Origin of the sequence: Pseudoxanthomonas sp. PXM04, assembly GCF_014851695.1 — a bacterium.
Lineage (GTDB): Bacteria > Pseudomonadota > Gammaproteobacteria > Xanthomonadales > Xanthomonadaceae > Pseudoxanthomonas_A > Pseudoxanthomonas_A beigongshangi.
In genome coordinates this window covers 177,030-190,812 of sequence record NZ_JACVAG010000004.1, presented here as the reverse complement: position 1 = coordinate 190,812, position 13,783 = coordinate 177,030, and the positions used below count along the sequence as shown (strand labels likewise).

At 69.4% G+C, this 13,783-nt stretch carries 11 protein-coding genes and 1 pseudogene; 5 read left to right on the top strand and 7 right to left on the bottom strand.

The genetic code is table 11. The annotated features are described in order from the left end of the window. Positions 1-8 precede the first annotated feature (8 nt). Positions 9-1,067, bottom strand: coding sequence for a copper-containing nitrite reductase (gene nirK, locus IB228_RS11750; protein WP_225562408.1), 1,059 nt, complete (start codon positions 1,065-1,067; stop codon positions 9-11). A 225-nt stretch (positions 1,068-1,292) separates the two neighbouring features. Between nirK and IB228_RS11745 the strand changes: the two genes are divergently transcribed. The 5 genes and pseudogenes from IB228_RS11745 to IB228_RS11725 all read left to right on the top strand — a co-directional run bounded on the left by IB228_RS11745 (position 1,293) and on the right by IB228_RS11725 (position 8,220). Beyond that, the gene (locus IB228_RS11745) at positions 1,293-3,380 is read left to right on the top strand and encodes a TonB-dependent copper receptor (RefSeq protein WP_192198637.1); all 2,088 of its coding nucleotides are present in this window, start codon (positions 1,293-1,295) and stop codon (positions 3,378-3,380) included. A 52-nt stretch (positions 3,381-3,432) separates the two neighbouring features. Beyond that, on the top strand, positions 3,433-4,674 hold the full coding sequence (locus IB228_RS11740; protein ID WP_192198635.1) for an alginate export family protein: 1,242 nt from the start codon (positions 3,433-3,435) through the stop codon (positions 4,672-4,674). Between the two features lie 83 nt (positions 4,675-4,757). Beyond that, positions 4,758-6,212 (top strand): annotated as a pseudogene (locus IB228_RS11735) (UbiD family decarboxylase); the annotation flags it as partial. A gap of 119 nt (positions 6,213-6,331) precedes the next feature. Further along, complete coding sequence (locus tag IB228_RS11730; protein WP_183636496.1) at positions 6,332-7,330, top strand: peptidase U32 family protein; 999 nt, start codon at positions 6,332-6,334, stop codon at positions 7,328-7,330. Positions 7,331-7,332: 2 nt separating this feature from the next. Further along, positions 7,333-8,220 (top strand): U32 family peptidase, encoded by an 888-nt coding sequence (locus tag IB228_RS11725; protein ID WP_192198631.1) that lies wholly within the window; start codon positions 7,333-7,335, stop codon positions 8,218-8,220. Positions 8,221-8,300: 80 nt separating this feature from the next. On the opposite strand, the gene IB228_RS11720 is transcribed toward IB228_RS11725, so the two are convergent. The 6 genes from IB228_RS11720 to IB228_RS11695 all read right to left on the bottom strand — a co-directional run bounded on the left by IB228_RS11720 (position 8,301) and on the right by IB228_RS11695 (position 13,782). After that, the gene (locus IB228_RS11720; RefSeq protein ID WP_192198629.1) at positions 8,301-9,749 is read right to left on the bottom strand and encodes an FAD-binding protein; all 1,449 of its coding nucleotides are present in this window, start codon (positions 9,747-9,749) and stop codon (positions 8,301-8,303) included. Then, positions 9,746-10,762: a quinolinate synthase NadA gene (gene nadA, locus IB228_RS11715; RefSeq protein ID WP_192198627.1), complete on the bottom strand. Its 1,017-nt coding sequence runs from the start codon at positions 10,760-10,762 to the stop codon at positions 9,746-9,748. Before nadA ends, IB228_RS11720 begins: the two co-directional genes overlap by 4 nt. Continuing rightward, positions 10,759-11,604 (bottom strand): SCP2 sterol-binding domain-containing protein, encoded by an 846-nt coding sequence (locus tag IB228_RS11710; protein ID WP_343227072.1) that lies wholly within the window; start codon positions 11,602-11,604, stop codon positions 10,759-10,761. The genes nadA and IB228_RS11710 overlap by 4 nt, the downstream gene beginning before the upstream one ends. Positions 11,605-11,758: 154 nt before the next feature. Continuing rightward, positions 11,759-12,997 carry a hypothetical protein gene (locus tag IB228_RS11705; protein ID WP_192198625.1) on the bottom strand — a complete coding sequence of 413 codons (1,239 nt, stop codon included), beginning with the start codon at positions 12,995-12,997 and terminating at the stop codon, positions 11,759-11,761. After that, the gene (locus IB228_RS11700) at positions 12,994-13,239 is read right to left on the bottom strand and encodes a DUF2249 domain-containing protein (protein ID WP_225562431.1); all 246 of its coding nucleotides are present in this window, start codon (positions 13,237-13,239) and stop codon (positions 12,994-12,996) included. Before IB228_RS11700 ends, IB228_RS11705 begins: the two co-directional genes overlap by 4 nt. A 144-nt stretch (positions 13,240-13,383) precedes the next feature. Continuing rightward, positions 13,384-13,782 (bottom strand): SirB2 family protein, encoded by a 399-nt coding sequence (locus tag IB228_RS11695; RefSeq protein ID WP_192198623.1) that lies wholly within the window; start codon positions 13,780-13,782, stop codon positions 13,384-13,386. Between the last annotated feature and the right edge of the window lies 1 nt (position 13,783).

Genomic DNA, 13,783 nt, shown 5'->3' with positions numbered 1-13,783 from the left:
TTCTTCGCTTACTTGCCGGCAGGTTCGCCCTGCGGGTACTCCTTGCTGGACTGCTGGCCGGTGTAGATGTCGTGCTTGGCTTCACCGTCGACCTTCAGGATGCCCAGCGAGCCCTTGTGGAAGGTGCGGAAGATGCTGTGGTCGACCAGCACGAAGTTGCCCGGCACGTCGGCCTTGAACTCGACGATGGTCGCGCCACCGGCAGGCACCAGCGTGGTCTGCACGTTTTCCTGGTACTTGCTGCCGCCTTCCATGTAGACCTTGTCGAAGATCTCGCCGATGACGTGGAAGCTGGACACCAGGTTGGGGCCGCCATTGCCGACGAACATGCGGATGCTCTCGCCGGCCTTGGCCTGCAGCGCGTTGTCGCCCGTCAGCGATCCTTCCGCGCCGTTGAACACCACGTAGGTCGGATGCTCGTCGATGGCCTTTTCCAGGCTGAAGGGCTGCAGGCCGGGTTCGCCGTACTTGCCCTCGGTGTAGAAGTCGCCCTGCATCACGTAGAACTCCTTGTCCACCTTCGGCAGGCCTTCCGGCGGCTCGACCAGGATCAGGCCGTACATGCCGTTGGCGATGTGCATGCCGACCGGCGGCATCGCGCAGTGGTAGACGTACAGGCCGGGATTCAGCGCCTTGAAGGTGAACTGCGTTTCGTGGCCGGGCAGGGTGAACGTCGCCTCGGCGCCGCCGCCCGTGCCGGTGACGGCATGCAGGTCGATGTTGTGCGGCATGTGCGAGCTGTGGTGGTTCTTCAGGTGGAACTCCACCGTGTCGCCCTGGCGAACGCGGATGAAACTGCCCGGCACCGAACCACCGAAGGTCCAGAAGTTGTAGGTCACGCCGTCGGAGATCTTCATCTCCTTCTCGACCACTTCCAGGTCGACGATGACCTTGGCCGGCTTGCTGCGCGTGATCGGCGGCGGCACCATCGGCGGGGCGGTCAGGACCGCCTTGATCGGTTCGCCCAGCGGGGCGGAGGCATCGCCGGCAAGGGCGTTGCCGGCCAGCGTGGCGCCCATCGCGCAGGCGAGGGCGTAATAAAGCAGGGAGTTGCTCTTGCGCTTCATGGCGCGTTCCTTGTCATGGCCTTGGGCCGATGGGGGAACGTTAGTTGTCCGACCTTCGTGGTCGCCTTGATTTGCATCAATCGCCGACCCCGATTCGGCGAAAAAAGCAGGCAAATGCGACCCGCTTGACATGGATCAAGATCGCCCGCGCCTGCGACAACCTGACGCATCCCAAGGTTGGAGCGACTCCAGACAATGGCACCGACCTAAACGGAGTGTCGTGTCATGCGTAGAGATTGTCTTGCCGTCGCCCTGTACCTCGCGCTCGCACCGGTTTCGATGGTGCTCGCCGCCGAGGCGCCGCCCAACGATGCCGGCCAGCATGTGCATGACGCGGGACCCGCTTCGCCCACCGAACTCGATGGCGTGGTCGTGGTCGGCGTGGCGCCGGCGATGGCGACCACCTTCGTCACCGACCCCAAACTGCCGCGCCAGCCGGTGCCAGCGAGCGACGGCGCCGATTACCTGAAGACGATTCCCGGCTTCGCGCTGTTGCGCAGCGGTGGCACCAACGGTGACCCGGTGCTGCGCGGCATGTTCGGATCGCGGTTGAACCTGATGACCAACGACGGTGCATTGAGCGGCGCCTGTCCCTCGCGCATGGACAACGCGATGTCCTACATCGCGCCGGAAACCTACGATCGCCTGGTGGTCATCAAGGGACCGCAGACGGTGCTGTGGGGCGGTGGCGCATCGGCGGGCACGGTGCGCTTCGAACGCGAGATTCCGTACTTCGACCGCCCCGGCGTGCGCATCAACGCCAGCGCGCTGGCCGGCAGCCGAAACCGCAACGACCAGGTGGTGGACGCCGCGCTCGGCAACTCCACCGGTTATGTGCGACTGGGCGGCAACCGTTCGGAAGCGGACGACTACCAGGACGGCAACGGCGACGAGGTGCCGTCGGCATGGCGCAAGTGGAACGCCGATGCCGCGCTGGGCTGGACGCCGGACGCGAACACCGTGCTGGAACTGAGCGCCGGCACCGGCGACGCGCAGGCGCGCTATGCCGGTCGCGGCATGGACGGTTCGCGTTTCCGTCGCGACAGCCTCGGCCTGCGCTTCGAGAAGAGCGACATCGGCGGCGTGCTGGATGCCTTCAAGGCCAACCTGTACCTCAACGACGTCGATCACGTGATGGACAACTACACGCTGCGGCGGCCGGATCCGTCCAGCAGCATGCCGATGCCGATGGCCAGCAACGTCGGCCACCGCACCTGGGGCGGGCGCGCGGCCGCGACCTGGCAGCAGGGCGAATGGGAAATCACCGCCGGCGTGGATCTGCGCGACAGTCGCCATCGCCAGCGCAGCGGCATGGGGCGCGGCACCTACCGGCTGCAGCCGTGGACGGTGGATGCGCGCTTCCGCACCTTCGGCGCATTCGCCGAATCCCACTGGCACATCACCGACAAGCACCACCTGATGAGTGGTATGCGCCTGGACCGTGCGCAGGTGCGGGATCTGCGTCGCAGCACCGGCGGGATGATGCCGACGCCCAACCCGACCGCTGGCCAGGAGCGTAACGAAACCCTGCCCAGCGCGTTCGTCCGCTACGAATACGACATGTCCGGAAGGCTGGGCGCCTATGTGGGTCTGGGCCACACCCAGCGCATGCCCGACTACTGGGAACTGTTCTCGGCCAAGCGCGGCCCGGCCGGTTCGGTCAACGCCTTCGCCGGCATCCAGCCCGAGCGCACCACCCAGCTGGACATGGGCCTGCAATATCGTGGCGAACGCTTCGAGGCTTGGGTGTCGGTCTATGCCGGCCGCATGCAGGATTACATCCTGTTCGACTACCTGCCCGGGATGATGGGCATGGGCGCGACCACCCGCGCGCGCAACATCGATGCCGACATTCGCGGCGGCGAAGCCGGCGTGGAGTGGCGGCCGGCCGATGGCTGGAAACTCGGCGGCGCGCTGGCCTACGCCTGGGGCGAGGATCGCGCCAGCGGCAAGCCGCTGCCGCAGATGACCCCGCTGGAACTGCGCCTGTCGGCCAGCCGCGAATACCGGCGCTGGTCGTGGGGCACGCTGCTGCGCATCGTCGACGATCAGGATCGGGTGAGCACGGGGCAGGGCAACGTGGTCGGACGCGATCTCGGCCCGAGCGCGGGCTTCGCGGTGTTCTCGGTCAACGGTGGCTACCGCTTCAGCGACCGGCTGCAACTCACCGCCGGCATCGACAACCTGTTCGACCGCGCCTACAGCGAACACCTCAACCTGGGCGGCAACAGCGCGTTCGGCTATCCGGCCGATCCGGTGCGCATCAACGAACCCGGCCGCACCGCCTGGTTGAAGCTCAACTACCGCTACTGAGCGCGCATCGACGCGCGCCTTCCAAGCACGAAGAAAAAAGGGGAACACACGCATGAAACATCTCATCGGCGGACTGCTGGGCCTGCCTTGCCTGGCCCTCGCGCTTCCGGCCATCGCCGCCTCGCCGGACGACACCGGCGGCAAACTGATCCTGGATGCCCGCTACCGCTTCGAGCAGGTCGATCAGGACAATGCGCTCGACACCGCCAAGGCGCATACCCTGCGCACCCGCATCGGCTATCGCACGCCACGCTGGCACGGCCTGTCCGGGCTGGTGGAAATCGACGATGTCCGCCACCTGGGCGCGGAACACTTCAACGACACCCGCAACGGCCACGCCGGCTACGCCACGGTCGGCGACCCGGAAGGCACTGAGGTCAACCAGGCGCTGATCCGCTATGCGGCGGACTGGGGCAACGCGCAGGTCGGCCGCCAGCGCATCAACCTGGGCAACCAGCGCTTCGTCGGCGGCGTGGGCTGGCGACAGAACGAGCAGACATACGATGGCGCGATGATCGAATTGACGCCGGGTGCCGGCTGGAAGCTGACCTATGCGTACCTGGACAACATCAACAGCGTGTTCGGCCCGGACGACACCCGCCCGGTCAGCCGCACCGCGCCGGCCGACATCGAGGGCCACAGCAATCTGTTGCAGGCGCAGTACGCGTTCTCGCCGAACCTGACCGCGATCGGCTACCACTACCGGCTGGGCCTGGACAACATCGCGGTGGTCGCGGGTGCGCCGCTGGGCACGCTTTCCAGCCGCACCAGCGGCCTGCGCGTGCAGGGCAAGGCCGGCGGGTTCTCCTACGTGCTGGAACACGCCCGGCAGCGCGAGCTGGCGGGAAACCCGTGGCGGCTGGACAGCCGCTACTGGCTGGCCGAAGCCGGCTACCGCTGGCAGGACATCCAGTGGAAGGCCGGCTACGAAGTGCTGGGCGCGGGCGGCGGTGGCACGGGCAACCGCGCGTTCCAGACACCACTGGCGACCAAGCACGCGTTCCAGGGTTGGGCCGATCAGTTCCTGACCACCCCGACCGACGGACTGCGCGATGCCTACACCGGCTTCAGCCTGCCGCTGGGCGGTGGCGAATGGCAAACCTGGTACCACGACTTCCGCAGCGATCGCGGCGGCGACCGTTTCGGCCGCGAGCTGGATCTGTCCTGGCGCCGCGCGATACCCGGCGTGAAGGGACTGGAAGGCCTGCTCAAGCTGGCGAGCTACCGCAGCAGTGACACCTCCCGCACGGTGGATACCGACAAGTTCTGGGTGCAGGTGCAGTACACGTACTGAGCCGTTCCGGCTTGACGTGGATCAATGTGTCCCGTGGCGGGGCGTGAGGACAATGCCGCCTCCTTCCCGCCACAGGACGCGGCATGGCTTTCCACGATCTGCGCGAATTCCTGGAACATCTTTCCGGGCACGGACAGTTGCTGGACATCGACGCGCCGGTCAGCCCGGAGCTGGAAAGCACCGCGCTGAGCCTGCGGGCCCTGCGCGAATCCGGGCCGGCGCTGCTGATGCACAACGCAGGTTCGAACCATGCGTTGCTGGGCAATCTGTTCGGCCATCGCCGCCGCATCGAGCTGGCGCTGGCCGGCCGGCCGCTGGCCTCGCTGCGTGAACTGGGCGAGCTTCTGGCCAGCATCAAGGAACCGCGTTGGCCCGGCAATCTGCGCAGCGCGCTGTCCGACTGGCCGGGGCTGGCGCAACTGGCCTACGTCGCGCCGCGGGTGGTCGACGCCGCCGCGTTCAACGAACAGGTGCTGGAAGGCGGGGACGTCGATCTGGGACGCCTGCCGATCCAGCGTTGCTGGCCGGAAGACGTCGATCGCCTGATCACCTTCGGCCTGGTGATTACCCGCGGCATCCATCAGCAGCGGCAGAACGTGGCGATCTACCGGCAACAGGTGATCGGCCGCAACCGGGTGATCATGCGCTGGCTACCGCATCGCGGCGGCGCGCTCGATTACGCCAGCTGGCAGGCCGCGCATCCGGAGAAGCCCTTTCCGGTGCTGGTCGCGATCGGCGCCGATCCGGCCACGCTGCTGGCGGCGGTGGCGCCGGTGCCGGACACGCTGTCGGAATACGAATTCGCCGGTCTGCTGCGGGCCGCGCGCACGCGGGTCTGGCGCAGCGCGCTGACCGGCCTGGATGCGCCGGCGGGCGCGGAAATCCTGTTGGAGGGTTTCATCCATCCCGGCGACACCGCGCTGGAAGGCCCGTTCGGCGATCACACCGGCTACTACAACGCGCAGGCGCACTTCCCGGTGCTCACCATCGAGCGCATGCGCCTGCGTCGCGACGCCATCTACCACGGCAGCTACATGGGGCGGGCGCCGTTCGACGAACCCTCGGTGCTGTCGATGGCGCTGAACGACATCTTCGTGCCGATCCTGCGCAAGGTGTTCCCGGAGATCGTGGACTTCTACCTGCCGCCGGAAGCGTGCTCGTACCGGGTGGCGGTGGTCAGCATCCGCAAGCAGTACGCCGGGCACGCACGGCGGGTGATGATGGGCATCTGGTCCTACCTTCGCCAATTCACCTACACCAAGTTCGTCATCGTCACCGACGAGGACATCGACGTGCGCGACTGGGCGCAGGTGATCTGGGCGGTGTCCACCCGGGTGGATCCGGCGCGCGACAGCATGCTGGTGGAGAACACGCCGATCGACTACCTGGATTTCGCCACCCCGGTTTCGGGCGTGGGCTCCAAGCTCGGCCTGGACGCGACCCGCAAATGGGCCGGCGAGAGCGCGCGCGAATGGGGACGCCCGATCACCCTGGATCCGCAGGTCGAGCAACGCGTGGATGCATTGTGGCGGCAGGTATGCCGGACCGCCGCCGCCGAGGCCGGCGGTCTCGACGCGAAACCGGCCGAAGCCGGCATTGAAGTGGTCGCCGCCTGGGCGCCGCGCCCCGTGCATTCCGCCGACTGGAGAACCCCCTGATGCAACTGGTATGTCCCGCCGGCAACCTGCCGGCGCTGAAGGCCGCCATCGACGCCGGCGCCGACGCGGTCTACGCGGGCTTCCGCGACCAGACCAACGCGCGCGCGTTTCCCGGCCTGAACTTCGACGACGCCGAGATGCGCGAAGGCATCGCCTATGCGCATGCGCGCGGACGCCAGGTGTACCTGGCGCTGAACACGTACCCGGACAGCGCGCGGCTGCCGCAATGGCGGCACGCGGTGGATCAGGCGGCCGCGTTCGGCGCCGACGCCATCATCGCCGCCGAGATGGCGGTGCTGCACTACGCGTCGCGGCAACACCCCGGGCTGGCGAGGCATCTGTCGGTGCAGGGTTCGGCGACCACCGCCGCGGCGTTGCGCTATGCGCACGAGCGCTTCGGCATCGCCCGCGCGGTATTGCCGCGCGTGCTGTCGGTGCAGCAGGTCGAGCGACTGTGCCAGGCCTCGCCGGTGCCGCTGGAGGTGTTCGCGTTCGGCAGCCTGTGCATCATGGTGGAGGGACGCTGCCAGCTGTCCAGCTACGTCACCGGGGTGTCGCCGAATCGCCACGGCGTGTGTTCGCCGGCCAGCTTCGTGCGCTGGGAGGAACATCCGGACCAGGGACGCAGCGTGCGCCTGAACGGCATGCTCATCGATCGTTTCGGCGCGACCGAGCCGGCCGGCTATCCCACCGTGTGCAAGGGGCGCTACGCCGTCGGCGGCGAGATCTTCCATGCACTGGAGGAACCCACCAGCCTCAACACCCTGGAATTGCTGCCGCGCCTGGCCGAGGCTGGCGTGGCGGCGCTGAAGATCGAGGGCCGGCAGCGCGGCGCGGCGTACGTGCGCACCGTGACCCGGGTCTGGCGCGAGGCCATCGACGCGCAGGCGCGCGCGCCGGCCGACTGGCGCCTGCGCGAGGACTGGCAGGCCGATCTTTCCGCCCACGCCGAGGGCCAGCAGACCACCCTCGGCCCCTATCACCGCGCCTGGCATTGACGATGAAACTCAGTCTTGGACCCTTGCAGTATTTCTGGCCGCGCGAGCGCGTGCTGGCCTTCTATCGCGAGGCCGCGCGGTGGCCACTGGACATCCTCTATCTCGGCGAGACCGTGTGCAGCAAGCGCCGCGAACTGCGCACCCGCGACTGGCTGGCGCTGGCGGAGGAACTGGCCGCCAGCGGCAAGCAGATCGTGCTGTCGTCGCTGGCCCTGATCGAGGCCGAGTCCGAACTGTCGACGGTGGTGCGACTGGCGGAGAACGGCGCGTTCCTGCTGGAAGCCAACGATCTGTCCGCCGTGCAGGTCTGCCGCGAGCGCGGCCTGCCGTTCGTGGCCGGCCCCACGCTGAATGTCTACAACCACGTCGCCCTGGGCCTGCTGATCGAGGACGGGCTGGTGCGCTGGGTGCCGGGCGTGGAGCAGGGGCGCCGGTTGCTGGAGGAACTGCGCGCGGGGATGGTGGAGCAGGGCACGCCGATGCCGGAGCTGGAAATCATGGCCTGGGGGCGCCTGCCGCTGGCCTGGTCGGCGCGCTGCTTCACCGCACGCGCCTACGACGTGCCCAAGGACGACTGCGGTTTCCGCTGCATCGAGCATCCCGACGGATTGCCGCTGGGTACCCGCGAAGGCGAGGCGTTCATGGTGATCAACGGCATCCAGGTGCAGGGCATGGAGATCGTCGACATGGCGCCCGAGCGCGACGAGCTGATTGCCTGCGGCGTGGACATCCTGCGGCTGTCGCCCGCGCAGGACGACATGGCGGCGGTGGTGGATCATTTCCACCGGATGCTGCGCGCGCCACTGCCGCCGCCACGGTTGGGGGCGCGCAACGGCTACTGGCATGGAAAGCCCGGACGCGCGTCGCTGGCGGCGCCAGGACCGGCCTGAAGACGAATGTCGAACGAAGCGGCGCGAGTCATTCCGCCGCTTTCGCATCCCACGAATTCGAATGACAGGTGCGGCGCGGTTCAGTCGACCGGCGCGTCGCTCCGGTAATGCGCGCCCAGGCTGCGCGTCCGCGCCAGCGCCGCGTCCAGGATCCGCGTGACCAGTTCGCCCTGCCAGCTGCCGGCAAGGCCGGCATCGCGCGCCAGTTCCTCACGCGCCTCGCGCATCACCGCTCCGTCGCGCACCGGTCCCAGCGCGCGCCAGGTCAGTGCGCGCAGTTCGAGCAGCGCCGCCGTGTCGGCGGAGCGTCCGCGCACCACCCAGCGGCCGTGTTCGGTGGGCAGATGCCGATGGATGCTGGCCAGCGACTGGCCCAGGCGGCGGCCGTAGACCACGCCTTCCAGCAGCGAATTGCTGGCCAGCCGGTTGGCGCCATGCACGCCGTTGCAGGCGGCCTCGCCAACCGCGTACAGGCCTTCCACCGCGGTACGCCCGTCCAGATCCGCGGCGATGCCGCCCATGTGGAAGTGCGCGGCGGGGGTCACCGGGATGCGTTGCACCCGCGGATCGATGCCGTGCGCGCGGCACAGCGCGTACACGGTGGGGAACTGCAGCAGCCAGGTCTCGTGCAGGTGGGTGGCATCCAGCCAGATGCGCTGGCCGGCCTGTTGCGCTTGCCACACTTGCCGGGCCACCACGTCGCGGGGCGCGAGATCGCCCAGCGGATGGCGCTCGGCCATGATCGGGGCGCCGTCGTCGTCGTACAGGCGCGCGCCGGCGCCGCGCAGCGCTTCGGTGATCAGCGGCAGCGCGCCGTTGACCCGGACCGACAGTGCGGTGGGATGGAACTGGACGAATTCCAGGTCGCGCGCCTGCGCGCCGGCGGCGAGCGCCAGCGCCAGGCCATTGCCGTCGGCGCCGGAGGGATTGGTACTGGCCGCGAACAGCGCGCCGCAGCCACCAGTGGCGAGCACCAGCTCGGCGCAGTCGATGTCCTCGCTGCGGCCTTCATCCGGCCTGACGATGCGCAGTCCGCTGACGCCATGATCGCCGATCCGCAGCGCGTCCAGCATCGCCGGTGGACGCCAGTCGATATGCGGCGCGTTCTGCGCCGCGCGGATCAGCGCCAGCAGCAGCGAGGCGCCGCTGGCGTCGCCACCGGCATGGACGATGCGGTTGCGCCGATGCCCGCCTTCGCGACCCAGCAGGAAGCGCGTGCCTTCCAGGTCGAAGGGAACCCCCTGCGCCTGCAGCCAGCGCACCGCCATCACCGCGTTGTCGACCAGGTAGCGGACCGCGTCGTAGTCGTTGTGATCGGCGCCGGCGGCCAGGGTGTCGTGCGCATGCGCGTCGGCGCTGTCGCCGCTGTCCAGCGCCGCGGCGATGCCGCCCTGGGCCAGCGCGGTGCAACAGTCGATGCCGGCTGGCGCGCGTCCCAGCAACAGCACCTTGCGCGGCGCGGCCGACAGCGCGGTCGCCAGGCCGGCGACGCCGCAACCCACCACCACCAGTGGCGGCGCGCCGCTCACGGGCGTTCGCCCCGGCCCACGGCAAGCATCCGCGCCAGCGCGGCGCGCGCGCCGGCGGCCACCTGTTCCGGCACTTCCACCACGTGGCGCAGCTCGCGCAGGCAGGCATGGATGTTCGGCAGGGTGATCCGCTTCATGTGCGGGCACAGGTTGCAGGGCTTGATGAACTCGACATCGGGAAAGCGATGGCGCAGGTTGTCGGCCATCGAGCATTCGGTGATCAGGGCGACGCGGCGCGGACGCTCGCGTTCCAGCCACGCGCCCATCGCGGTGGTCGAACCGACGAAATCGGCCTCGCGCTGCACTTCCGGCGGGCACTCCGGATGCGCGACCAGGCGCGCGTCGAAGATCTCGCGGGTATGCCGCGCCTGTTGCGCGGTGAACTGTTCGTGCACTTCGCAGCGGCCGTCCCACAGCACCAGTTCAACGCCGGTCTGGGCGGCGACGTGATGGCCGAGGAAGGCGTCGGGCAGGAAGATGACCTTGTCCGCGCCCATCGCCTCGACCACCTGCACCGCGTTGGCGGAGGTGCAGCAGGCATCGGACTCGGCCTTCACCGCCGCACTGGTATTGACGTAGCTGACCACCGGCGCACCGGGATGGCGCGCGCGCAGGGCGCGCACGTCGTCGGCGGTGATGGAGGCCGCCAGCGAACAGCCCGCCTCGGGATCCGGAATCAGCACGGTGCGCCGGGGCGCCAGGATCTTCGCGGTCTCGGCCATGAAATGGACGCCGCACAGCACGATGATCTCCGCGTCGCAGTCGGCGGCCGCCTGCGCCAGCGCCAGCGAGTCGCCGGTGACGTCTGCCACGCCATGGAAGATCTCCGGCGACTGGTAGCTGTGCGCCATGATCACCGCGCCGCGTTCACGCTTGAGTTCGCGGATGGCATCGATCCAGGGCAGGTGCAGCGGCCACTCCAGGCACGGCACGGTATCGCCCACGCGCGCGGTCAGATCCGCATAGCGATCTTCCAGGTCCGGCGTCCAGCGCGGCGCATGCGTGGCGTTCATGCGGCCCGCCCGGCGTGTGCGCGATGGGCCTGCCGCGCGTCGCGCGCCAGACGCGCGCCGCGTTGCAGGAGGATGCGCGAGGCGAGCGGAAAGGCTTCCCAAGGCAACCGATCCAGCAGGTTGCGCAGGAACAGCCCGAGTTCGGTGTCGCCGGTCAGCATCAGGCGGCGCTGGAAAAACAGGGTATCGGCGTCCTCCAGCCGGCTCGCCAGCAGCAGCAGATCGGTGGCGCTGCCGCTCACCGTGGCTTCCGCGTCGCCCTGCGCCAGATGCAGGCCGTCGGCGCGCAATTCGAACACCCAGCGCTGATCGAGATCGGTGATTTCGATGCCGAGTCGGCGGCCGGCGATCGGTTCCAGGACACGCCGTACCTGCGGAGACGCCAGCGCGGGCGCGAGCAGGCGCAACGCCGCGCGTTGGCGCAACGGTCCCGGTATCCGCGCGAGCCAGGGCCGCAGGCGGCGCGGCGGTGGCAGCCAGCGAAGCAGGGGGGAAGGTGCGGAAGCGGAACGGGTCGATGACGGACCGGAATGGGCCATGGGAAGGGTCGGTTCGGAAAGGGGGGAAGAAGCCCGCGACTGGCGGCGATGGGCTTCTGCGATCAGCAGCCGCATCAGTCGTTCGGCGCTGGACGGAGAAATGCCGGCGCGGCTTGCGAGCCGGCGCGCACGTTCCCGGACCCGGTGTTCGCGCCGCGCGTCGGTCTGCGCGAGACCCGCGTCGCGCTTGATCCGGCCGGCCAGTCCGGCCAGCCGCTGGCGTCCGCCCAGCAGGATCACCATCGCGTCGTCGACCCGGTCGATCGCCGCGCGGGTGCCGCCCAGGGCCAGGCGGCTCAGCACGGCCCCGCCTCCACGATGGATACGGGCGCGGAGACGACAACAGGGCGATGGCCCGAGGGGGCCGGCGCGGTATGCGATTCGAACGGCGGCATGGCGATCACCGGTACGGTGGGCACATCCTAGGCAGCGCCGGGCGGGCTGCCATTGACCCAGATCAAGCGGGCCGGAAGCGCAGCGCTCCGCGCCAGCAGCGCAGGATCACCCCTCCGCTGGCGCCCCACGCGAGCACCAGCGCGGCGCCGGCCGGCCGCGCCAGCGCGGGATCCACGGTCGCCGCCAGCAGCAGCCCGCCCGCCGCCAGGTGGGCGTACAGTAGCCACTGCTTGTGGGTGTCTTCGAGCAGCCGGTCCACACCCGGCACGCGCACGCCGCGCGGGTGGCGCCGGCGCAGTTCGATCCAGGCCAGGAAACCGACGATTTCCAGCAGCATGCCCAGCACCAGCAGCGGCAGGCCGACGGCGATCACCAGCGCGCCGATCGCCAGCATGGCGCGCGGGGACAGCTCCGGCGCCAGGGTGGCGAGGCAAGCCGCCGCCAGCGCGGTGCAGCCGGCCAGCCAGAACCGGCGCAGCACCGGATTGCGCGGATGCGGCGCACGCCATTGCAGGACCGGAACCGCCAGGCAGAACACCAGCGCGGGCAGGGCGAGGACGCGCGCCGGATGAATGGGCACATCGGCCAGCGCGCGCCAACCCGCCGCGCCGAGGCCGGCGACCAGCACGCCCAGCCAGATCAGCAGCCAGCCGGCGGGAATGCGCCGCGTTCCCTGCAGCATCGGCAGGGTGATGCTGGCGACCGCGCCGAGCAGCGCTAGCGTCCAACCCGCGAGTCCGAACGCGGCGTGCAGGTTGGCGATTCGATCCAGCGGAAGCGCCATCCTGCCCGAGAGAATCGCCAGCCCCGCCAGTCCGAGCGAGGCGGTGACCAGCAGCGACGCCAGCGCGACGCCGATGCCGAACCGCGCCGCGCGCGCGCCGGTTCCACGCGCCACCGCGATCAGGCCGCCGAGTGCGAACAGCAGCAGCGATGGCGCCAGCAACAGCGAGGCCGCGCCGGTGAGCAGCGGGTGCGGAAACATCAGCGCCGGCACCAGCAGGAGCAGTCCGCCATTGAATGCCGCATGCAACCATGGCGCGAGTCCGGGGCGGGGCAATGGACTGCCGGCGGCGACCGGCAGGAACTGGATCAGGCTGCCGAGCATCGCGTTGCCGAGCACGCCCAGGGTAAACAGGTGCACCAGCACCAGCGTGTGCGGCGCCCAGCGCGTCAGCAGCGCGAATTCACCGCTCCACAGCAGCCATGCGCCGGCGGCGACGCCCCAGGCCAAAGACGACAGCAGGAAGCGCAGCGGTTGCCCGGGCGGCGGTGCCTGGGCGAACGCCAGTCCGCTCATGCGATTCGCGGCGGCTCCAGCGCGGCGCGATCGTCGGCATGGCAGATCGCGATGCAGGCGTCACCGGCGGGCAGATCCTGCACGCGGTACGCGTAGCCCCAGGCGTCGAGCAGCGACATCAGCGGCAGCGGCCGGAACGGCGTGAACGCCACCAGCCGCCCGCCGCGCGGCAACGCTTCCAGGCTGGCGAGGATCCGCTGCATCGGTTCCGGCGGCGCGAGTTCGCGCAGATCCAGTCGCATCAGGGACACGGTGTTTCCCCCTCCCTCGCGGCGTCATCCGATTCGGGACAGGCCAGCGTCGCGCCGGCCGCATCAAAGGATTCGCGTATCCAGCCGGCACAGGGCGAGCAGGGATCCGGCGGCAGCAGCGCTTCGTTCATGGCGTTACCCCAGCAGGGCCAGCAGGCCCATCGGATGGTGGGTGCGCGCGATGCCGTAAACCTGCAGGAAACACAGCAACGCGACCGCATACAGCACGGTGCGGGACAGTCTTCCCCGCGCCGGCTGGAAGGCGAGAACGCCCAGCACCACGTACGCAAGGATGAGAGCGACCTTCACGACCAGCCAGCCGTTGGCGAACAGCCCGGCGGGCAGGATCGTCAGCAGCATCATCGCCGCGGTCAGCAGCACGGTGTCGATCGTGTAGCCGAGATAGCGCAGCGGCGCCACGCGCGGCCAGCGCATGCCCAGCGACAGACCCAATCCACGCAATGCGAACAGCGTGCCGCTGGTGAGCGCGGCGGCGACATGGACCTGCTTGATGTCGGGATAGAAGGTGATCATG

What these genes read in the sequence shown, in the direction of transcription:
- IB228_RS11730 (WP_183636496.1), top strand. Translation starts at nt 6,332, where the DNA reads ATGCAACTGGTATGTCCCGCCGGCAACCTGCCGGCGCTGAAGGCCGCC.
- nirK (WP_225562408.1), bottom strand. Translation starts at nt 1,067, where the DNA reads ATGAAGCGCAAGAGCAACTCCCTGCTTTATTACGCCCTCGCCTGCGCG.
- IB228_RS11725 (WP_192198631.1), top strand. Translation starts at nt 7,333, where the DNA reads ATGAAACTCAGTCTTGGACCCTTGCAGTATTTCTGGCCGCGCGAGCGC.
- IB228_RS11740 (WP_192198635.1), top strand. Translation starts at nt 3,433, where the DNA reads ATGAAACATCTCATCGGCGGACTGCTGGGCCTGCCTTGCCTGGCCCTC.
- nadA (WP_192198627.1), bottom strand. Translation starts at nt 10,762, where the DNA reads ATGAACGCCACGCATGCGCCGCGCTGGACGCCGGACCTGGAAGATCGC.
- IB228_RS11745 (WP_192198637.1), top strand. Translation starts at nt 1,293, where the DNA reads ATGCGTAGAGATTGTCTTGCCGTCGCCCTGTACCTCGCGCTCGCACCG.
- IB228_RS11705 (WP_192198625.1), bottom strand. Translation starts at nt 12,997, where the DNA reads ATGAGCGGACTGGCGTTCGCCCAGGCACCGCCGCCCGGGCAACCGCTG.
- IB228_RS11700 (WP_225562431.1), bottom strand. Translation starts at nt 13,239, where the DNA reads ATGCGACTGGATCTGCGCGAACTCGCGCCGCCGGAACCGATGCAGCGG.
- IB228_RS11695 (WP_192198623.1), bottom strand. Translation starts at nt 13,782, where the DNA reads ATGATCACCTTCTATCCCGACATCAAGCAGGTCCATGTCGCCGCCGCG.